22 protein-coding genes are annotated in these 21,741 nt (G+C 37.1%); 18 read left to right on the top strand and 4 right to left on the bottom strand.

Annotation, left to right across the window (positions count from 1 at the left end; all coding sequences use genetic code 11):
• Positions 1–3 precede the first annotated feature (3 nt).
• Genes AC1EJ5_RS04520 through AC1EJ5_RS04510 form a run of 3 tightly spaced genes read left to right on the top strand, consistent with a single transcriptional unit; the run spans position 4 to position 2,760 of the window.
• Positions 4–1,338 (top strand): PTS sugar transporter subunit IIC, encoded by a 1,335-nt coding sequence (locus tag AC1EJ5_RS04520; RefSeq protein WP_479814803.1) that lies wholly within the window; start codon positions 4–6, stop codon positions 1,336–1,338.
• The gene (locus AC1EJ5_RS04515) at positions 1,338–2,423 is read left to right on the top strand and encodes a DUF871 domain-containing protein (RefSeq protein ID WP_479814801.1); all 1,086 of its coding nucleotides are present in this window, start codon (positions 1,338–1,340) and stop codon (positions 2,421–2,423) included. Before AC1EJ5_RS04520 ends, AC1EJ5_RS04515 begins: the two co-directional genes overlap by 1 nt.
• A 10-nt stretch (positions 2,424–2,433) precedes the next feature.
• Positions 2,434–2,760: a PTS sugar transporter subunit IIB gene (locus AC1EJ5_RS04510; protein ID WP_479814799.1), complete on the top strand. Its 327-nt coding sequence runs from the start codon at positions 2,434–2,436 to the stop codon at positions 2,758–2,760.
• A 56-nt stretch (positions 2,761–2,816) separates the two neighbouring features.
• On the opposite strand, the gene AC1EJ5_RS04505 is transcribed toward AC1EJ5_RS04510, so the two are convergent.
• Entirely contained in the window at positions 2,817–3,377 is a 561-nt protein-coding gene (locus tag AC1EJ5_RS04505) for a chromate transporter (protein WP_479814797.1), read from the bottom strand.
• On the bottom strand, positions 3,370–3,906 hold the full coding sequence (locus AC1EJ5_RS04500; RefSeq protein ID WP_479814795.1) for a chromate transporter: 537 nt from the start codon (positions 3,904–3,906) through the stop codon (positions 3,370–3,372). The genes AC1EJ5_RS04505 and AC1EJ5_RS04500 overlap by 8 nt, the downstream gene beginning before the upstream one ends.
• Positions 3,907–4,168: 262 nt before the next feature.
• Between AC1EJ5_RS04500 and AC1EJ5_RS04495 the strand changes: the two genes are divergently transcribed.
• Positions 4,169–5,011 (top strand): hypothetical protein, encoded by an 843-nt coding sequence (locus AC1EJ5_RS04495; RefSeq protein ID WP_479814793.1) that lies wholly within the window; start codon positions 4,169–4,171, stop codon positions 5,009–5,011.
• 111 nt (positions 5,012–5,122) lie between these two features.
• Positions 5,123–5,782, top strand: a complete 660-nt coding sequence (locus AC1EJ5_RS04490; protein WP_308748609.1) for an HAD family hydrolase — start codon at positions 5,123–5,125, stop codon at positions 5,780–5,782.
• A 189-nt stretch (positions 5,783–5,971) separates the two neighbouring features.
• Here AC1EJ5_RS04490 and larA read toward each other — a convergent pair whose 3' ends face one another.
• Both larA and AC1EJ5_RS04480 read right to left on the bottom strand, forming a co-directional pair.
• The gene (gene larA, locus AC1EJ5_RS04485) at positions 5,972–7,249 is read right to left on the bottom strand and encodes a nickel-dependent lactate racemase (protein ID WP_223418688.1); all 1,278 of its coding nucleotides are present in this window, start codon (positions 7,247–7,249) and stop codon (positions 5,972–5,974) included.
• A 101-nt stretch (positions 7,250–7,350) separates the two neighbouring features.
• Positions 7,351–8,694 (bottom strand): MATE family efflux transporter, encoded by a 1,344-nt coding sequence (locus AC1EJ5_RS04480; RefSeq protein WP_223418685.1) that lies wholly within the window; start codon positions 8,692–8,694, stop codon positions 7,351–7,353.
• Between the two features lie 85 nt (positions 8,695–8,779).
• Between AC1EJ5_RS04480 and AC1EJ5_RS04475 the strand changes: the two genes are divergently transcribed.
• The 13 genes from AC1EJ5_RS04475 (at position 8,780) to AC1EJ5_RS04415 (ending at position 21,739) form a co-directional block, all read left to right on the top strand.
• Positions 8,780–9,382, top strand: coding sequence for a sugar O-acetyltransferase (locus AC1EJ5_RS04475; protein ID WP_479814790.1), 603 nt, complete (start codon positions 8,780–8,782; stop codon positions 9,380–9,382).
• A 178-nt stretch (positions 9,383–9,560) separates the two neighbouring features.
• Positions 9,561–11,438, top strand: a complete 1,878-nt coding sequence (locus tag AC1EJ5_RS04470; protein WP_223418680.1) for a BglG family transcription antiterminator — start codon at positions 9,561–9,563, stop codon at positions 11,436–11,438.
• 27 nt (positions 11,439–11,465) lie between these two features.
• Positions 11,466–12,443: a glycosylasparaginase gene (locus tag AC1EJ5_RS04465; protein WP_479814788.1), complete on the top strand. Its 978-nt coding sequence runs from the start codon at positions 11,466–11,468 to the stop codon at positions 12,441–12,443.
• Between the two features lie 8 nt (positions 12,444–12,451).
• On the top strand, positions 12,452–12,772 hold the full coding sequence (locus AC1EJ5_RS04460) for a PTS sugar transporter subunit IIA (protein ID WP_223418676.1): 321 nt from the start codon (positions 12,452–12,454) through the stop codon (positions 12,770–12,772).
• Positions 12,765–13,349: an RDD family protein gene (locus AC1EJ5_RS04455; protein ID WP_223418674.1), complete on the top strand. Its 585-nt coding sequence runs from the start codon at positions 12,765–12,767 to the stop codon at positions 13,347–13,349. Before AC1EJ5_RS04460 ends, AC1EJ5_RS04455 begins: the two co-directional genes overlap by 8 nt.
• A gap of 2 nt (positions 13,350–13,351) precedes the next feature.
• Positions 13,352–13,678 (top strand): PTS sugar transporter subunit IIB, encoded by a 327-nt coding sequence (locus AC1EJ5_RS04450; RefSeq protein WP_223418671.1) that lies wholly within the window; start codon positions 13,352–13,354, stop codon positions 13,676–13,678.
• Between the two features lie 2 nt (positions 13,679–13,680).
• On the top strand, positions 13,681–15,033 hold the full coding sequence (locus AC1EJ5_RS04445; protein ID WP_348937915.1) for a PTS sugar transporter subunit IIC: 1,353 nt from the start codon (positions 13,681–13,683) through the stop codon (positions 15,031–15,033).
• 20 nt (positions 15,034–15,053) lie between these two features.
• Entirely contained in the window at positions 15,054–15,566 is a 513-nt protein-coding gene (locus AC1EJ5_RS04440) for a GrdB-related putative oxidoreductase (RefSeq protein WP_223418667.1), read from the top strand.
• 8 nt (positions 15,567–15,574) lie between these two features.
• Entirely contained in the window at positions 15,575–16,570 is a 996-nt protein-coding gene (locus AC1EJ5_RS04435) for a hypothetical protein (protein ID WP_308748603.1), read from the top strand.
• 1 nt (position 16,571) lies between these two features.
• A complete protein-coding gene (locus AC1EJ5_RS04430; RefSeq protein ID WP_223418663.1) occupies positions 16,572–17,633 on the top strand; it encodes a M42 family metallopeptidase in 1,062 nt (353 codons plus the stop codon).
• Positions 17,630–18,736, top strand: a complete 1,107-nt coding sequence (locus AC1EJ5_RS04425; protein ID WP_348937921.1) for a Sapep family Mn(2+)-dependent dipeptidase — start codon at positions 17,630–17,632, stop codon at positions 18,734–18,736. The genes AC1EJ5_RS04430 and AC1EJ5_RS04425 overlap by 4 nt, the downstream gene beginning before the upstream one ends.
• Position 18,737: 1 nt before the next feature.
• Positions 18,738–19,631 (top strand): DUF7916 family protein, encoded by an 894-nt coding sequence (locus tag AC1EJ5_RS04420; RefSeq protein WP_308748602.1) that lies wholly within the window; start codon positions 18,738–18,740, stop codon positions 19,629–19,631.
• Positions 19,632–19,861: 230 nt separating this feature from the next.
• Entirely contained in the window at positions 19,862–21,739 is a 1,878-nt protein-coding gene (locus tag AC1EJ5_RS04415) for a BglG family transcription antiterminator (RefSeq protein ID WP_479814784.1), read from the top strand.
• The last annotated feature ends 2 nt before the right edge of the window (positions 21,740–21,741 follow it).

Below are 21,741 nucleotides of genomic sequence, written 5' to 3'. Positions count from 1 at the left end.
AAAATGAAAAAACAAAGTTTTATGGACAAATTAGAAGAAAAACTTATGCCAATGGCGGCAAAAATAAGTGGTAACGCCCATCTACAATCAATCAGAGATGGTTTTGCCCTTGCTATGCCTTTATTAATTATAGGCTCAATGTTTATGTTAATTTCAAACTTCCCAATTCAATCATGGATGGACTTATTAAGAAGTACTGAAGTAAACGGCAATACAATAGCTTCATATTTCTCAGCTGCTACAAATGCAACCTTTACTATCATGTCAATATTTGTAGTTATTGGTATTGGTTATGCCTACGGCGGCAAACTTAAAGTCAACCAAATATTTAGTGGGATTGTTTCTCTAGTAGCATGGTTTATATTAATGCCATTTTCTTTTGAATTCACTCCTGAAGGAAGCGAAGAAGCCCTAACAGTAAATGGCCTTTCTTTTGATTGGCTTGGATCAAAGGGTGTATTTATCGGTATAATTTCTGCCTTTTTAGCAGTAAGAATTTATAAAATAATAATAGATAAGGGTCTTGTTATTAAGATGCCTGCAGGTGTTCCACCAACAGTAGGTCAATCATTCGCAGCTTTATTACCAGCAGCCTTTGTAATGACAGCCTTTGTCCTAATCAGATTTATATTTTCCCTAACTCCATGGGACAACGCTTTTAACTTTGTATACAGCGTCCTACAACTTCCACTCCAACACATCGGTGGAACCCTAACAGCAATGATTTTAGTATATCTATTTGCCCACATCCTATGGTTCTTAGGTATCCACGGCACAAACATCACCGACTCAATGTTTATGCCAATCCTATATGCCCTATCTGCAGAAAACTTAGCAAAAGTAAATGCAGGACAATTACCTGAAAATATCATAAATGTACAATTCCAAAACTTATTTGCTACCTATGGTGGTGCAGGATCTACCCTATCCTTATTAATAGTTGCAGTATTAATTGCAAAATCAAAAAGACTTAAACAACTATCAAAATTATCAATCTTACCTGCCGTATTTGGTATAAACGAACCAGTTATCTACGGTTTGCCAATAGTATTGAACCCATTATTGATGGTGCCATTTATACTTGTTCCAACTATAAACATCATAATAAGTTACGTAACAATGAATATAGGCCTAGTGCCAATACCAAATGGTGTAATCATGCCTTGGACAACACCACCTATAGTTTCAGGGTTCTTATCAAGCAATTGGCAAGGAGCTGTTTTGCAACTATTCCTAATTGCTTTGGGTTGCTTAATCTACTACCCATTTGTAGTTGCAATTGATAAAAATAACCTAATCCAAGAAGAAGAACTCGCAAATGAAAGCGAAGAAGCCTAATGCGTAAACTAGGTATTTCAATCTATCCTGAACACTCCACACCAGAAAAAGATCTAGCCTATATGAAACTTGCCTCAAAGTATGGTTTTTCAAGAATCTTTACCTGCCTTCTATCAGTAGAAGAAAGCAAGGAAGACTTAATTGAAAATTTCACAAGCTTTATAAAAAAAGCCCATGACCTAGGCTTTGAAGTGGCTGTTGATACAAATATAGACGTCTTTAACAAGCTTGGTGCAAGAGCAGATGATATTTCTGCTTTTGCCAAAATGGGTGTTGATATAATTAGACTTGACTGGCCACTTTCTGATAGAGAAAATATTTTAATAACAAATAACCCTTATAATATCACTGTTGAATTTAACGCAAGTTCAGATATGGCTTTGGATTTGTTGATCAAAAAAGGGGCAAATAGGAATCAAATGTCTACCTGCCACAACTTCTATCCACAAGAATACACAGGCCTAAGCAAGGAAAGATTTGATTATTTTACCCAAAAGTACTACGATATGGCCCTTGACGTCCACGCTTTCATTTCAAGCAACAACGACTCTACCTTTGGCCCATGGCCTGTTTATAATGGCCTTTGCACCCTGGAAGACCATAGACATAAGGATATAGGCTACCAACTAAGATATTTGATAGCTGACAGGAGAATTAAGGATGTAATTATCGGCAACTCTTTTGCTTCCGAATCTGAACTTAAAGAATTAAGCGAAGTTGACCTTTCCATTCCGAGCTTAAAAATAGAAGAAATAAGTGATATAATAGAAGTAGAAAGAGAAATCCTTTATGATTTTGTTCACGCTGATAGGATCGACTCCTCAGAATACTTTATTAGAAGTAGCATAAGCAGGGCTTTTGGAAAAGATAAGGACATTCCTCAAAGAAAATCTGAAAAAGAATATTTTGAAAAGGGCGATGTCTTAATAATTAACAACAATCTATCCTACTACAAAGGTGAGCTTGAAATTGTTAAAAAGAAAATCAAAAATACAGGCGAAAGAAATCTTGTAGGCCACTTTAACGAAGATGAGCAAAAAATCGTCGATATATTAGCCGAACAAAATCCTTTCAAAATTATTTAAGGAGATTAATATGAGTGAAAAATTAGACATAGTGCTTTGCTGTTCAGCAGGAATGAGTACAAGTTTGGTAGTAGAAAAAATGCAAGATGCCGCTAAAGAAAAGGGAATAGATGCTGAAATTAAGGCTGTTCCTGTTTCTAGCGTCGAAGAACTAGATAATTCACACAAGATAGACATCCTTCTTTTAGGACCACAAGTGAAGTTCAAATTAAACGAGCTAAAGGAAGTCTATAAAGACCAAAACACCCTAGTTGACGTCATAAATATGATAGACTATGGAATGATTAACGGCGAAAAAATCCTCACAGATGCCCTAATGGCTTATAAGAAACAATAGCAAAGTAGAAAAACCCAAGTTGATACTTGGGTTTTTCTTTGCCAATTATTAGATTTTTACAAGCCCAAAACTATTCCAAGACCTGCCCCTGCAAGAATTATCCAAAGAGGGCTTAGGTCTTTGAATTTGAATAAAACAAAGCTAAAACCTGCAAAAAGGGCAATTGGAATTGGCCTTATTAGGGAAAGTAGATTTCCTGTTTGACTAAAGGCCGCTGTGTCAAAGAGGGTTATTATTAAAACTGTTGACATTGCTCCTAAAATCAAGCCTGCTGTGGCAGGTCTAAGTGTTGTGAAGGCGTCAGCAACTGTCTTTGAGTTTTTGAAGGCCAGGATCATCCTCGCTATTATTAAAATTATTATAATAGGACCTGTTACAAGAGATAAGGTTGCGAGAATGCCACCGATTGGTCCATAGGCCTTAATGCCAGCATAGTTTGCCATGTTGATGCCAATAGCCCCTGGGGTTGATTCAGAGACTGCTATCATGTCTAATAACTCTTCACCAGTGAAATATCCATATTTTTCGCCCATTTCCTGAAGGAAAGGAATAGTTGCCATTCCTCCGCCAACGGCAAAAAGTCCTGTTTTGAAAAATTCCCACATCATCCTAAGCATTTCTAAACCTCCCCAAAACAATTCCTAAAAGCCCAACTCCAATTACAATTAGAACTGGAGAAATGTTTAAAACTCCAATAGCCAAAAAGGTTAGGAGAAATACAGCAAATTTCCCAAAGCTATTAGCGTTTTTTCTAACCATTTTTATTACCGAATACAAAACCAGGGCACAAACCGCAATCCTAATGCCTACAAAGGCGTGCTGGATGGCTTCAATATGAGAAAAGTTTTCCAAAAATTTTGAAATAAGGGTTATGATTATTATAGAAGGTGTGATAAAACCAAGACTTGCCACAAGACCCCCAATGTTTTTTGCCATCTTGTAGCCGCAAAAAGTCGCTGTATTTATAGCGATTATCCCAGGTGTGGACTGGCCAATTGCATAATAATCTAGGATTTCTTCGCTGGTTGCCCATTTTTTCTTCTCAACAACTTCTCTTTCAAGAATTGGCAGCATGGCATAGCCACCGCCAAAGGTCATAAAACCAATTTTTACAAAAGATATATAAAGATCTAATAAAATATTCATATTTTTCCTTTCTATTTCTTATGGCTATTATATAACAATCCCGAAAAATTATAAAGCAAAGTATTTTTTTAAAAAAATCCCTATTTTGCAATAAAAAACAATTATTTTACTAAGGTTACAAAAATAATACAAAAATACAGGTTTTATTCGAGAATTGACAAGGTTTTCAAGGATTAAGTAACAAAATCGTAACATTTTTGTTGACAAAATGGTAATTATGGGTTAGAATATAAAATGTTGTAAGATTAAAGGAGAAAAAATTATGAATTTTAAATATATATTAACAGGCCTAGTAACGGCTTCTGCCTTGGCTATGGTAAGCCCGGCTATGGCTGATGAAGACGCTAATACTAGCCAAGCAGAAACAGAAAATTATGAACTTGTCGAATATGACTCAACCAACCTTGATGACCTAATCAAAAGCGTGGACACTGAAGTTTTTCATGAAGAAACAAAGCTTGTCCAAACTCCTTACAAAGGCGAAAATACTCTTGAAGTAAAGGAAGAAGAAAAAGATCCTGGTCATCCTGATCGTGTTGAAATCACCGGTTCAAATAGAAATGCAACAGGCAACAATGAGGAACCTGGAAGACTATCTTGGAGAAATTACAGACAAGGCGATTTAGCAAATTTTGACATAAGAACAAAAAATCCTGATCATATCACAGGTGCATACATAGATAAGTTCCTAGAAAAGCGTGGTCACTACACCCCACTTAAGGGCTATGGCAACACTATTTTAAAACTTTCAGAAAAATACGGAATCAACGTAGGAATCTTTATGGGCCAAATCGCTAAGGAAACTACCTTTGGAATGAACTCAGGCGGCGGCAAATACAATTTCGGTTGCATCCGCTACTACAAAAATGGTTTTGGTGGCGAATGGCCACCTGCCTATATCGGCCGTTCACCATGGGTAAACCCACCAACAGTTGAGGACGGGATTGAAGTTACTTTCAAACTCATGAGAAAAGCCTATGCGGACAAGGGATATACAACCTACAAGTCTTTCATAAATCGCTATTCTCCAGCATTTGAGAATAACCATAGGTCTTTTGAGCAACTAGCAGCAGGAACTATGAACGCCCTAAATATAGCATATTAATTTTAAACCAGCCTAGAAAATCGGGCTGGTTTTTTAGTCTATTTTTTGCCTTTATAGAAGAAAACATATAAGATATATAGAGAAGGAAAACCCAGTTAAGAAAGGAAAATAATGAAAAAACTAATTTTTGATGTTGACGGGACAATTTTAGATTCTATGCACATTTGGATTGAGCCACAAAACAGGCTTTTTTCAAAGTACGGCTTTACTCTAGAAGATCTTAAAAAGGAAGAAAAGGGCAAGATTGAGGCCCTATCAGTTGAGGCAATGTGCCAATATATAGTAGATGAAATAGCCAAAGACATGACCTTTGACCAGGTTAGGCAGTATTTTGAAGATGTAATCTACGACGCCTACAAGGATAACCTAATGCCAAAGCCTGGCAATCTCGAAATCCTGAAAAAATTAAAGGATGCAGGCTTTTCTATGTCAGTTGCCTCATCCACCCCATATATCTACCTAGAAATGGCCCTAAAAAGACTAGGAATCTACGATTACTTCGATTTTTTCGCCACACCTGACCTTTTGGATATGCGAAAATCAGACCCTGCCTTCTGGCAATATTCAATTAAAAAACACGGAGCTAAGCCTTCTGACTGCGTTCTTTTTGACGATGCCCTTTATGCTATAAAGGCCGCCAAAAAAGAAGGAATCATGACCGTAGGCCTTGAAGATTTCCCTTGGAATGAAAAAGAATGGGAATATATCATAGAAAAAGCCGACCTCACCCTGCCTACAATCGCAGATATGGATATAAATAAATTTATGTAATAAAAAAGATGTTTTACTAGAATCTAGTTAAACATCTTTTTATTTTGGAAATAGTAAATAAATCTGTTTTTAAAAGGCTTTTGGGACTTATCTTTAGAAAATATTTCTAAATACCAGGTCTTTTATCAAAGGAATCTTCGCAATATTTTCTCTTTAAAATCTCTACCTTCTAAAAGCATTTTCAAATTCTTATTTTTTCTTGTTAACAATTACAGATACACCATCTGGAACAAAGGCAATCTTAGCATCTTCGCCCTTGATTTCCTTAGCCATTCTGAGAGCTTCCTCAATGTTTTCAGCATAAGTCATGTGCATATCTTCGATTAATTGTCTATTTTCTGGGTCAGTTACAAAGATTACTTTATGACGAACTAAGATTCTTGCAAGAATTTGGATTTCCCATTGGTCTGGAATTGTTTCTTCCATTGGGATTTGAAGGACCCTATCTTCAACATCTTTTGGTGTTGCTGCTTCTTTAAAGGTTTTATAGAAGCTTTCTCCACCATGACCATCGTTACATCTAGAAACCTCGATGATTACTCCATCGTCTGCTGCAGCTGCTTCTGCTGCTGTCATTGATTTTACAGATTGGTAGACGTTTTGATCTAGTGGGTAGCCACCGTTACTTGTAATAGCAATATCTGCGTTAACGCCGTCTATGGTTGATAGGCCTCTAACAAATTCTGTACCCTCATAGTGAGCTTTTACCCTATCGCCTGCAAAGGCATTGATAATTTTCTTTTCAGCGTCGATTACAACGTTAAGAATGAAGGCAAGTTTTGCTTGTTCTGCAGCAAATTCCATGTCTTTGTGGATTGGGTTTTCTTTAAGGATACCTGTTCTTGAATAATCACTTGCTATAAATTTAGAGCAGTGGTTGGCAAGAACTGTTTTTTCGCTGGCAACACCTGGAAGAATTGATTTTCTACCGCCTGAGAAACCTGCGAAGAAGTGTGGTTCGATAAAGCCTTCAGCGATTAGAAGGTCGGTGTTAATTGCGTGTTTGTTTAGAAGTAGTCTTCCGCCTGAAGGAAGAGTATCTAGCTCAACCATGTCTTCATCTACACCAGATTTGTGGACAACAATGTGTTCATTGTCTACAATTTCTTGGCCATATTTTGCAACTAATTCTTCATGAGTAGTTGGCCTATGGAAACCTGTTGCTATAAGGATTGTAATCTCAGCATCTGGGTTGGTTGACCTGATTTCCTCTAGAAGGATTGGCATGGTAATTGCAGATGGAACTGGTCTTGTATGGTCAGACGAAATAATTGTTATGGTTTTCTTTCCTTTTACAAGTTCAGATAATTTCTCTGTACCAATTGGATGTGCAAGGGCATCTCTTACGAGGTCTTCTTGGCTTTTTTCCGCCTTAAAATCTCCTGCTTTGCTGACTAATATATCAGCATCATCGCCAACTTCGAGTTCGATAAATTCTTTGCCGTATGGCAATCTTACTTGTTTCATATTTGATCTCCTTTTCTTCTCTCTTTATTATTTTATATTATAATACTAATTATTGCAAACATTTTCACAATCAATATAAAAAAACTCTTCCGAAGAAGAGTTTAGCCCGCCATATATTTTTTTACTTTCCTGTAAATTAAGGTCATGGCTACAAGACCTTTCATGATAGAAGTCGAACTCATGGCAATCCATACACCATAAACGCCAACAAAAGGCATCAAAACTATGGCAATTGGGATCCTTAGAAGGTTGTTGATTACACCTAGGATGGCTGGAGTCTTGGTATCGCTCATCCCATTGAAACAACCCGCAAGTCCTATTTCAATCGCCATAAAGCCTTGGGAAAGACCCAGGATAAAGAGGTAATTTGCCCCAAGTTCTATGGCTTCCTGACTTTCCGGAGTGAAAAGTTCAAAAAGTTTATGCCTAAAAACAATTAAAACCAAGGTCGCAATGATGCCGATAATCGCAACGAGTCTGAAGGATTCTTTGATAGAACCTTTTACCCTTTCCTTGTTTTCTGCCCCATAATTTTGGGCAACAAGGGCTTGGATACCGACCTGGATACCCTCAGTAGTATTCCAAGAAATTGACTCAAGCTGAGAACCTATGGCACAAACAGCCACAGGTGTTGGCCCGAAAGCTGACATAAACCTATTTAAAACCATAGAAATTGAAGCATGAAATCCAGACAAAAGTGCCGCAGGAAGGCCAAGCCTAAAAATTTCTAGTTGCCAATTTTCCCTATAATCTATATAGGAAATCGCAGATTTTATAATCCCGTCTTTAGAAATCACAACCAAAAAGTAAATCAAAACGACCACAAATTGGCTGATGATAGTAGCAAGAGCCGCTCCCTTTGCCCCCATGTGTGGGAAAGGACCAAGGCCAAAAATCAAAACTGGGTCTAAAACCATGTTGATAGCAAGGCCTACAGCGTTAATCACAAAGGGCGTAAAAGAATCGCCTAGAGATGTGAAAGCCTGAGTAAACATAGGGCCTACAAAAAAGAAAATCATCCCAAGACTTACAACAAAGAAATAATCCTTGGCAGCCATTTCAGCCTCATGACCCAAATTATAAAATTCAATAAAAACATTTTTTACAATGAGGCAAAAAGTAGTGAAAAACAAACCGATGATAATAGCTTGGATAAAACCATTATTAATAATCATCACCGTTTCCTTCTCATTTTGCGAACCAAAGGCCTGGGAAGCATATACACCCATGCCAACTTTTGGTATAAGGACAAGGGAATTGCCTATCCAAAAGATAAAACCAGCTATCCCTACCCCTGCCATAGCCTTAGTACCCAACCTTGCAATCCAAATCGTATCTACAAAGCCATAGGCAATCTGGATAAAGGCTGTAAGGGCCAAAGGAAAAGACAGCTTCAAAAGCGTATGCCTAATATTTCCATGTAATAAATCTATTTTCCTATTCATACCGACTCCTATATATGTAATAACCTTATTATTCTACTAATATTTTACGAATTGTCATTTAATTTATCAAAAGTATATTGATAATATGAAAAACTACGAAAATTTAAAAGCAGGCAAACTTTTTAAGACAGATTCCTACCTAGTCGAAAAACTCACAACCTGCTGGAAAAAATTAGTAAAATTAAATATGGAAACAGACAGAGAAGAAAGAAACAAAATCTGTAAGGAAATCTTTGGATCCTTTGGCAAATCAACAGTCCTCTCACCCTTCAGGTGTGACTACGGAGAAAATGTCTTTATAGGAGACAATTCTTTTATAAACTTCAACGTCTCCATGGTAGACCTGGGGAAAATTAAAATAGGAAACAGGGTCCTCATAGGCCCAGGCACTGGACTTTTCACCGCAATCCACCCCATAGATCCAGAAATAAGAGCCACAGGCATAGAAAAAGGAGCCGACATAAGCCTAGAAGACGACGTTTGGATAGGCGGAAACGTCACCATCCTCCCAGGAGTCACTATAGGAGAAGGATCCATAATAGGAGCAGGATCAGTAGTCACCAAAGACATACCTCAAATGTCCATAGCAATTGGAAACCCCGCCAAAGTCGTAAGGAAAATAACCGAAGAAGACAAGAAGTATTGGCAAGAGGAATACAAAAATTATCTTGAAGAAGTTTGGGAATAAATTTCAATAATATATTAAAATTCAAAAGGGAAATCCACTGGGTTTCCTCTTTTTTATCCAAATTCATCCTTTTTCCTTACATGGGATTTCAAAACACCCCTCTTCCACAGACTTAAGGAAAATGTTTGTGTGGACCTTATTTCTCTTCTCTACTATAATAAAATTACAAGGTGGTTATATGATTGAGACAAGACTAAAACAGATATTTGACTACCTAACTCTTGACTACGACTACCATACGTCTAAAGAGATAGGCGAAGTGATGGAATTATCTTCTAAAACTATAAGAAAGGAGATAAACCAACTAAATTCAGTAATTAAAGATAAGGGAGCGATAGTTGAATCCAAGCCTGGTAAAGGTTTTATCTTTACAATCAAGGATAAGGATAAATTCAAGCTCTTTTTGAAAAACGACTGGTACAAATATGCCTACTACCAGGAAGAAGATGGAGATAAAAACTTAAGATATATAAATATCCTAAAGACCTTCCTCTTCTCAAATTCCTATATCAAGCAGTTTGAACTAGCCGAAACCTTTCATGTAAGCGAATCCCAAATCAATAAGGACCTGCCTATCGTAAGGCAAATTTTAGAAACTTACAACCTAAACCTTGTAGCAAGACCCTACTACGGTATGAAAGTAGAGGGTAGCGAAAAAAATATAAGGCTTGCTATAAAAAACGAAATCGGAGAAGATCCCCTCCTCTTCGAAGGAGATGTAAATAGGGACCTCTTTAAAAAAATCCAAGATATTATCGAAGAAATGGACTTCGGCGATGACTATTACATGCCTTATGTAAACTTCAAAAACCTAGTCATCCACATTTATATATCAATATTAAGGATTAAGCAAAAGAAATATATAAGCCTAAGTAAGGATTTTGAAAAAAAGGTCGACTCTACAAAAGAATACAAAATAGCAAAAATAATTGTAGATGAACTTGAAGATAAACTTGAGATTAAAATCCCAAAAGAAGAACTAGTCTATATCACCATGCACCTAATAGCCAAAAATACAATAAGAGACCAAGAAAAAATATCCACAGAAATCCTCGAACTATCTCAAAGTATAATCGATGAAATCTACAAGGTCTCCAAATACGATTTTAGGGCAAATATAGACTTCTACTTCTCCCTCGCCATCCACCTAAGCCCCTTGGCAAATAGGATAAAATACGGTTTTGACATGAAAAACCCAATCCTAGATGACATCAAAGAAAACAAAATATCCTACCTTTTGGCAACAATCGGGGCAAATGTGATAAACGAAAAATACCACACAAAACTATCAGAAGATGAGGTTGGCTACATATCCCTCCACATAATGGCAGCTATGAATTCCAACTCTGTAAACCAAAAGAAAATACTCATAATCTGTGGTTCTGGCAACTCCTCAGCCCAGATAATGAAAGCCCAGCTAAACAGGCAATTTAAAGAAAAAATAGATAGCCTAGATACAACTGACCTAAGAAGCCTAAAAAACTTAGACCTAAAAAAATACGACCTAATCATTTCATCAATAAAACTAGACTACGACTTGGAAATTCCTGTGGTTTATGTTGATATAATATTTTCTCAAAATGATTTGGATAATTTAAAGCTAGCTTTTGAAGACAAAAGGCTTGCAAAAATCTACGACTTGTTCAATAATTCTATCTTTATAAGAACTAGTCAGTTTAAAAACAAGTTGGAAATCCTAAAATATATATCAGAATGCATCGAAGAAAAATCTGCAATGAACAAAGACCTTGCCCTTAAGCAATTGAAACAAAGGGAAGATATGGGTTATACCTTGTTTAACCAAATAGCCATCCCCCACATCCTAGACCAGGTTGATGGAGATTCCTATTCCATAATTATTTTCTTAGACAATCCTGTAAAATGGAACGAATCATGCGCCAGACTAGTTTATTCCCTAATTATAGGTAAGGAACTAGCTGATATGAGCCTATATTACGAAAAACTCGGCTTGTTTTTATCAAACCACAAGTCAGTCACAAGGGCTCTTGAAGCAAATAACCAAATGGACTTTATGAACATATTCTTAAACATTTAAGATAAATATAATCTGAAAGGAGAACTTATGTACGCTTTAATCGGAACTTGGAGGATGTCCCTTGAAGGCATAGAAAAAAGCTTAAAAGATTTGGAAAATGGCAAAAGTGCAGCAGATGCCATGACCCAAACCATAAAAGAAGTTGAAGACTTTCCCTATTTTAAATCTGTAGGTTACGGTGGTTTGCCAAATGAAAATATGGAAGTTGAGCTAGACTCAGCCTTTATGGACGGTACTAATTTTAACTTTGGTGCTGTTGCAGGTGTGAAAAATATTAAAAACCCAATCGCTGTCGCAAGGGACTTGTCAAAATTTGATGCCAACAACTTTTTGGTAGGAGCTGGAGCAGAAAAATACGCCGACCAAAACGGTTTTGAAAGGGTAAACATGCTCACAGATAGGGCGAAAATCCATTACAAAAACCGTATCTACCAAGAAAAAAAATTAGCCATGGAAAGAGATCTAAAACCCTATATAGGTCACGATACTGTTGGAGTTTGTGCCCTTGATAAGGACGGCAACATCGCCTGTGGCACATCTACAAGTGGACTTTTTATGAAAAAGCCAGGCAGGGTTGGCGATAGTCCTGTAATTGGATCGGGTCTTTATGCAGACAGTGAAGTTGGAGCCGCCACAGCCACAGGTCTTGGAGAAGACCTTATGAAAGGTTGTATCTCATACGAAATCGTAAGGCTAATGAAAGAAGGAAAAAATGTCCAAGACGCTTGTGATCAAGCAGTGAACAATTTGGATAAAATCCTAAAGAAAAAAAGGACCAAAAGTGGTGACCTATCGGTAGTAGCCATTGACAAAGACGGGAATTTTGGCGTAGCAACCAACATTGACGGCTTCTCCTTTGTTTATGGAGGAGAAAACCAAGAGGCCAAGGTCTATCTCTGCTATAGAGAAAATGACAAAACCCTCTACAAAGAAGCAAGCTCCGATTGGCTTGATGACTATATGAAAACCAGGACTACACCACTAAAATTATTGGAAGAAGAATAGGAGGAAACATGGAAGATTTAGAATTGATTTGCTTTCAAATCATCTCGCACGCAGGCACAGCCAAATCAAATTATATAGAGGCTATGACCAAGGCAAGAGAAGGTGATTTTAAAAGAGCTTCAGAATTAATTGAGGAAGGGGTTGAGTCTTATAGGCTTGCCCACAAGGCCCACTCTTCCCTAATTACAGAAGAAGCATCTGGTAATAAGGTAGAAGTAGGCTTGCTCCTAATGCACGCCGAAGACCAACTAATAACAACGGAGGTGATAAAATTAATGGCTGAAGAAAATATTCAGCTGATAAAAGAAATTAGGAAAATCGATGAGTAAAAAATCTAAAATAAAAATTGAGGAAGACACAAAAACTGAATATTTTATTAAAAGAGTCTTTGCTTACATGATAGATTGGTACATCTCGGCTGTGTTCTTAAACTTAGCCATCAGACTAAGCTTGATTTTTACAGGACTTGGAGATGAATACGGAGCCTTAGTTACTAGGAGTAATAAGGCAGATGCAATAATAATTGTTATGTCACTAATAATAGCCTTTATATACTATGTACTAATCCCTTACACTTCTAAAACTACCTCCACTATCATGAACAAGGTTATGAAATTTGAAATAGTAAATATGGACGGAAGCAAACCTAGCCTTTTAACCTTAACTAAAAGGTATTTCCTAGGATGTTTCCTCCTTCAAGGCATATTGTATTCGCCTTTTAACACCATAATTCAAACCATATTTCAACACATAAACCACAGTGGAACCAAGAGTTTTGATATAATCCTAGCTTCCGCTATGACCCTTATAATAGCTTATTCATCCTATATGGCCCTAAAAGATAAGAATACTCATCAGACTGTTCAAGACAAGATTTCAAACACTTATGTAAGAAAAAGGAAGTAAACATGAAAAAATTTTATTTATTTTGCAACGCTGGTATGTCTACAAGCCTACTCGCAAGCAAAATGCAAAAAGTAGCCGACCAAAATAACTTGCCTATAGAAGTAAAGGCTTTCCCTGATTCTGAAATGGATACAATAATCAATTCAGAAAATCCGGATGCCATCCTCTTAGGCCCACAAGTACGCCATATTTATGAAAAAACAAAAGAAAAATACGGCCCACTTGGCAAGGTTATAATGCCAATTAATCCTGATGATTACGGCACAATGAACGGCGAGAGAGTCCTCAAAGCAGCAATCTTAGAATACAAGAAAAACGGAGGTAAATAGAAATGTTAAAAAAACTTGATTCTTTCCTATCCCCTATTGCCAACGCCTTATCAAAAAACAAAATTTTAAGTGCGATTAGAGACGGTTTCTTAATTACAACACCAATTGTAATTATCGGTTCTTTATTTTTACTAATTGCCAACTTCCCAATAAACGGCTATGAAGAATTTATGGCTGGTATTTTTGGTGAAGGTTGGGATGCTTATCTTGGCAGAGTAACATCTATAGCCTTTGACTGTATAGCCCTACTATCATCATTTTCTATTGGTTATTGCTACGCTCGTGAAAAAGGCCTAGCTGATAGGGTATCTGCAGCAGCAGTTGCCCTAGTATCCTTCTTGATAGTAACACCACAACAACACCCAGACTTCGTAAACATAGAAGATTCTGAAAAAGTATTCCGTGGTTTCTCTTTTGGAAACTTTGGTACAGCTGGTATCTTCCTATCAATGATAGTAGCAATCATATCTGTAAGCATTTTTACTTGGGCAATTAAGAAAAAACTTGTAATCAAACTACCTGATGGTGTTCCACCAGCAGTAATGGATTCTTTTGCAGCCCTAATCCCTGCAGCCTTATCAATGGTATTCTTCTTTGTGATAAATATTATTATTTCTCACACTTCATATGAATATCTTCACAACTTAATTTACCAAGTTCTTCAAGCACCACTTGTTGGCCTAGGAAGATTTGCCCTATTCGAAGTTATATACCAATTCTTATCAACCCTATTCTGGTTCTTTGGTATAAACGGCCCTGCTGTTACAAATACAGTATTCTCACCAATCCACAAGGCTCTTACACTTGAAAACTACGAAGCAGCTCAAGCTGGTCTTAAGATGACAAACATCTTCACAGCTGGTTTCTCTGATTTCTTCTGCAACTTCGGTGGTGGTGGATCAACACTTGGTCTTGTAATAATGATGTCATTCTTAGCTAAATCTGAAAGAATGAAAGTTTTAGGTAGACTATCTCTACCAGCAGGTATCTTTGGAATTAACGAACCAATCATCTTTGGTCTACCAATAGTATTAAACCCAATTATGATAATTCCATTTATCCTATCACCTATTGCAAATACAGTTATAGCATATCTTGCAACCATTTCAGGTTTCATTCCTATAACATCTGGTATCCAACTACCATGGACAACACCAATAGGTTTCTCTGGATACCTAATCACAGGTTCAATCTTTGCAGTAATCTTGCAGCTAGGCCTACTTGCACTCAACATGGCAATCTACTACCCATTCATGAAACTACTAGATAACCAATACCTAGAAGAAGAAAAGAATAAAGTAGAAGAAGTTGACGAAATCGACTCCCTATCATTTGATGATTTAAGCCTAGATTAATTTGTAGAAAGAAGTAACGAATGAAAGTTTTAATGATCTTTGATCAGGGTTTGGCTGGTGCTGGTGGGAAATCAAATCCCAACCAGGAACTAGCTATAGCAAAGGGCGGAATTGGTTCTGCCCTTATGCTAAAACCCCATTTTGATAAAGTTTCCGCTACAATAGTAGCAACCTTATACTGTGGCAACGAATATTTTCTAAACCACAAAAAAGAAGTAGTAATAAAAATGACCAAGATGGCTGAAAAAATAAAACCAGACATAGTTGTTTGTGGGCCATGTTTTAACTTTGAAGACTATGCCCTAATGTCAGCTGAAATTGCACAAAGCATAAAAGAAAACACCGATATTAGTGTAGTAGCAATGATGTCTAAAGAAAACGAAGCTACCATTACAAACTTCAAAGACAAGGTCGACATCCTAAAGATGCCAAAAAAAGGTGGAACAGGACTTAGCGAAAGTTTTGACAACCTAGCTAGCTATATAGATAGCAAGGTCAATGGTGGAGAAATAAATAAGGACCACTTATATTAAAAATTATGATGAAAAATACAATTAAAGAAATCTACGATATTTATTCCGTATCAAGTTTTGAAAGGCCAATTAGCGAATATCTCGAACAAGCTTACAAAGGCTATAGCTATAAAATAGTAAGAGATAAGCTAAATTCAATTTTTTTCAACAAGGAAAATCCAGGTCGCAAAAAAGTTATGATAGCTTTTCCCCTAGATGAATACGGATTAATGGTTAGAGAAATAGAAGATAATGGAAAGGTAAGGTTCGTCCTACTAGAAGATATTTCTCCATTATCTTTTTTAAATCAAAGAGTAAATATAATAACAAGAAACAAAGAAAATATAAAGGGTATCGTAAAGGCGGATGTGAAATTTGCCGAAAATAGTAAGACAAATATTGGTGAAGATGACCTTTATATAGAAGTTTTAGCCCCTAGGGATAAGCTAGAAGAAAAGGTAAAAATAGGCGACCTTGTAAGTTTAGATTCGCCTTTTTATGAAGACGAAGATTTCATCATGGCAAGGTCTCTTAGCCAAAAAATCTTCCAATACATTTCCCTAAATCTTGCCGGAAAAATCAAGGATAAGACCTATCCTTTTGACCTATATGTTGGGGGCATTTCCCAATCAACAATCGGTTTTAGGGGGACAAAAACAGCTACCTACGTAATAAAGCCTGACCTTGCCCTAGCGCTGGCAAGTTTTGAAACTAACGCCTCAAGCCCAAAAATTTCCCTGGGCGATGGACTAATAGTCGGCAAATATGACAAGCAGATGCTCCCAGATAAGAAACTTTTATCTTTTGTAGAAGACAGGTTTGAAAGTAAATCCTACCTCGGTCTTAGGGGCAATGACGGGTCTTTTATCCACAAAACAATTTCTGGAACCCCTAGCCTATCTGTAGGTCTTGCCACAGCAAATATCTCAACAGCCAATGAAATAGTCTTGAAAACCGACATAGAAAAGCTAGAAAATTTCTTGATTGATTTCCTAGATCAAGTTGGCGAATTTTTAGGGGAATAATATGGATTTAGGAAAATTCAAATCCCTAGCAAGCCTTCCCGGCCTAAGCTCTTTTGAAGATAGGGTCGTAAGTCACTTAGAAAAAAACCTAGATGCTAAGGACCTAGAAATTCAAAAAGACGGGATAGGCAGCCTAATAGTAAAAAAGAAAACTAAGGAATCTAAAAATCCTCTAAAACTCATGTTCGCAACCCACATAGATGAAATTGGGTTCTTAGTAGAAGATTTTAGGGGCAATTTTTTGAAACTAAGACCAGTTGGTTCTACCTGGACCCACTTGGTTGTAGGGCAAATTTATCAGTTGATAAATAAGGATGGAAAAAGATATTTTGGAGTCATCTCCTCTCCAGCAACCCACGGCAGGAGCCAAGAAGAGAAATCCAAAACCCTAAGTCAAGATGAACTCTACCTGGATTTGGGTTTGGAAGATGGGGATTTTGATAAATTAAATATAGGGATTGGAGATGAGGTAGTTCCCTATGCTCCAGACCTTGACCTTGCCAACGATAAATTTTTCCTAGAAAAGGCCATCGATAATAGGATTTCTGCCTACCTTGGAGAAGAGGTTTTAGCCTGTGACCTTAAGAATAAAACCGATCTCTACTGGGCCTTTACAGTCCAGGAAGAACCAGGTCTTAGAGGCGCTCGCACAGTTACAGATGTCATTCGTCCAGACCTTGCCTTTGCCATTGACACCACCCTTGCAGGTGATACTATTTTTGACAAAAACTCAGTCAAACTCGGTGGTGGCCTTGTTCTTTCCTTTATAGATTCAAACTCCATTGCCCACAGGGGACTCATGCGTTGGGTGGAAAATTTGTGTGAAGCTAATCATATAAAATACCAATATGCCGTCTTTAACAAGGGTGGAACAGATTCTGGCAATATCCATAAGTCCCTAGATGGAATTATAAATATGAGCCTATCCATTCCGGTAAGATATATGCACACCAACCACACCCTAGCCAACACAGACGATGTAGATAGTTGCCTAAGGCTAGTAAAAATAATTATCGAAAACCTAGATGAAAAAGAATTTGAAAAAATTAAGGATTTGCAATGAAAGAAAAGATTGACCAAATGATCGATTCCCTAAAGGACGATCTAATTTCCGACCTAAGAGAAGTAATAAAAATTCCAAGCAAAAAGGGGAAAGCCACATCTGATGCTCCCTACGGCGAAGCTTGCAAAAAAGTTTTAGAAAAAATAATTGAAATCACTGACAAAAAGGGTTTTGCCACCAAAAACGTAGACAACCACATGGCCTATTGTTCAATTGGTGAAGGCGATGACTATGTTTGCGCCATGGGCCACCTAGATGTAGTCGATGAAATGCCAGGCTGGAAATACCCTCCTTTTGCCGGAGAAATCCACGAAAACAGGATGTACTCAAGGGGCGCTCTAGACAACAAGGGCCCAATCATGGCAGCCTTTTACGGCCTATATGCCCTAAAAAAATTAGGTGTAAACTTCAACAAGGAATTTAGGATTGTCTTTGGCTCTGATGAAGAAAGTGGCATGGCAGACCTCAAATATTACCTTACCAAGGAAAAACCACCTATAATGGGCTTTTCCCCAGACAACAAATTCCCAGCCATCTACGGAGAAAGGGCCAGGGCCAAAGTCGCCCTAAGGGGAGATTTTGACCACTTTGAAGATTTCCTAAACAAAAAAATCTTTGCCGGCGACCCAATTATAAACCTGGGTATAAATATCAGCGATCAAGACTTTGGTAGGATGATTTTAAGGGGCAAGAAAATTTTTAGGGATAAAGATGAATATGGTATAGAATTTAGCCTTTCCATGCCTATTTGCGACAAGGATTATGTCCTAAAACAAATCGAGGAAAACGCCCTCGGTCTTAAAGTAAGTCTAATATCCTACGAAAAAGCCTTCCTAGAAGATAAAAATTCTGCCCTAGTGAGAATTTTAAATGATGCCTATAATGATTTTGTAGGTGCAAATGAAAAGCCAACCACAACCACAGGCATGACCTATGCTCATTTTTGCCCAAATATAATTCCTTTTGGCCCATCATTCCCAGGTCAAAACGGAATTGCCCACCTCCCAAACGAGTGGATGGACATAGACGATTTGATAAAATGTGCAAAAATCTACGCCTACGCCTTTTATAAAATAAACGAAAATTTCAATAAAGGAGAATAAAATGAAAAGATTAATAAGTTCTAACGCCTCAGACCTATGTGCCTATACTGCGAAGGAACTCAAACAAAGTATCAAGGCAAGCGAAGGCAGGACAGTCTGCGCAGAAAATGTTGCCGTCAGAGAAGCCTTCATAGGAGATATAACCGGAGCAGAAATTGCAACAGCCTTTGGCGCCGACCTCATCCTCCTAAACGCAGTTGATGTCCTAGAACCAAAGCTAGCCGGTATTGAAAACCAATCCGATTTTGTAAATGAACTAAAAAAACTTGTCGGTAGACCTATCGGAGTTAACCTCGAACCAGTAGACCCAGATGCCAAAATGATGGAAAATACCCTAGCTATTTCCAAGGGCAGGACTGTAAACAAAGATAGTTTAGATGCCCTTGATAAGCTTGGCATGGACTTTTTATGCCTAACAGGCAATCCTGGCACAGGCGTTACCAACAAAACCATATCTGAAGCCATAAAACTAGCCAAGGAAAATTTCTCAGGCCTAATTATAGCAGGTAAGATGCACTCATCAGGAGTTGACGAACCTGTAACCAGCAAGGAAACCATAGAAACCTTCATCAAGGCAGGCGCAGATATAATCCTAGTTCCAGCAGTCGGCACAGTTCCAGGATTTGACAGCGATGATCTCAAAGAAGCTGTAAAAGTTGCCCATGCCAACGATGCCCTAGTAATGACAGCTATCGGCACCAGCCAAGAAGGCTCTAGCAAGGAAACAATCAGACAAATCGCTATCGCCAACAAAATCTGTGGCGTAGATATCCAACACATAGGAGATGCCGGCTACGGAGGCCTTGCCCCAGTAGAAAACATCTTCGAACTAAGCCTAGCCATCAGAGGCATCAGACACACAGTATCCATGGTTGCAAGGTCTGTTAATAGGTAAAATATATTAATTTGTAAATCTCTCGAAAGTTGTCTTGTAAACTTCTTTCGAGAGATTTTTATTTCCATAATAAAAAAATCTCAGCTTAATAAGCCGATTCTCAATTAAGTCTCCAACTCATAATTAATTTGCCTTACTACTTCGATACAATAAACTTACCTACATATAAAGAAAATGTTTGAGTGGAGGTTTAGTGATTTTTTTACTATAATGAAATAAAGGGTGATAAAATGATTGAAACAAGAATAAAAGAAGTCTTTGATTTTCTGACAAGAGATTATGACTACCATAGCTCAGAAGAAATTGGACAGGCTCTCGAGCTAAGTAAAAAAACTGTACAAAAAGAAATATCAATCCTAAATTCATACATCGAGAAAAATGGTGCTATTGTCGTATCTGAGCCAGGAAAGGGATACCAATTTAAAATCTTAAATGAGGATAAGTTCAAAAACTTTTTAAAGCATGATTGGTACAAATACGCCTACTTCCATCAAGAAAACCCAAACAAGGATTTTAGGATAGAAAGCATATTGAAACTTCTTTTGTTTTCAAATTCCTTTATTAAACAACAAGAACTTGCTGATATGTTTTATGTATCTCCTTCTCAAATCAACAAAGATCTAAAAAAAGTTAGGAAACTCTTAGGAGCTTATAAGATTGACCTAATCAGCAAACCTTATTACGGCATGAAAATAAAGGGAAATGAAAAAGAAATAAGACGTGCCATAAGAAATGAAATAGGCGAAGACCCATCGATTTTTGGTAAAGATGAAGAAAAGAAACTTTTTAGCAAAATCCAATCCATAATTGATGGCATTAGCTTTCCTGAATCTTTCTATATGCCCTATGCTAATTTCAAAAATCTTGTAATCCATATCTATATTTCTATTCTCCGTATTAAAAATGGAAAATATATAGAAATATCCGATGAGCTATCAAAGAGAGTAGTCTCTCATGAAGAATTTGAAACTGCTAATATGGTTGTTAAGGAACTTTCAGACAAATTAGATATAAAATTTCCGGAAGAAGAAATCCTCTACCTAACCATGCACCTTATTAGCAAAAACGCTGTTACAAACTATGAGAAAGTATCACCAGAAATCTCTGAGCTTGCCCAGAAGATGATAGATGAAATCTACAAAGTCAGCAAATACGACTTTAGATCAAATATCGACCTCTTCTTTGCCCTAGCCCTCCACCTCGGTCCACTAATAGAAAGATTAAGGTATGGACTAACAATGAATAATCCAATCCTTGCTGATATAAAAGAAAATCAAATATCCTTTATGTTGGCGACTATAGCTACCACTCCCATAAATCAAACCTATAACACCAAGGTATCCGATGATGAAATTGGCTATCTTGCCTTGCACCTTGCAAGCGCCATGGAAAATAATACCCAGCAGAAAAGGGATATTCTAATTGTTTGTGGATCTGGAAATGCTTCAGCTCAGATAATGAAAACACAAATCGAAAAAAAATACATGAGCCAAATCTCAAGCCTAAGCTTAACTGACTTAAGCAAATTAAAGCTATACAAGCTTGATAATTTTGACTTCATAGTATCATCTGTCCCAATCAAAGAAAAAACTAAAACACCAATTGTTTATGTGGATGTAATTTTTAAGCAACAAGACTTTTTGAAAATAGATGATGCCATTAAAGTAAGCGACTTTACTGAGATAGACTCCATATTTGCTAATTCAGTATTCATAAGAGATATAGACATCAAAGATATGGACGAAGCCTTAGATATCCTAGCAAATATTGTTACCGAAAAAACTGATTTAAGCTTTTCAAATATCAAACACCAATACCTACAAAGAGAAGAAATGGCCTTTACTTCCTATGGAAACATAGCCTTGCCCCATATATTTGAGCAAGTAGACGGCGAGACCTTTTCAATAATTCTAATTCCAAAAAAGCAAATAAATCGGAATGAGAATAAGGTCAAGATAATATTTTCTTTAATAATTGGACATACAAATGGTGACCTAAGTATATACTACGATAAATTAGGCGATTACTTAAACAATTTTGACCTTATAAAAAAATCTGCAGAAGCAAATAATATTAAAGAATTTCAGAAAATATTTTTGGAGGGATAAAA

The sequence above is a fragment of the Anaerococcus sp. C0059F3 genome, from assembly GCF_056590475.1.
This window is presented reverse-complemented; position numbering and strand designations above follow the sequence as displayed.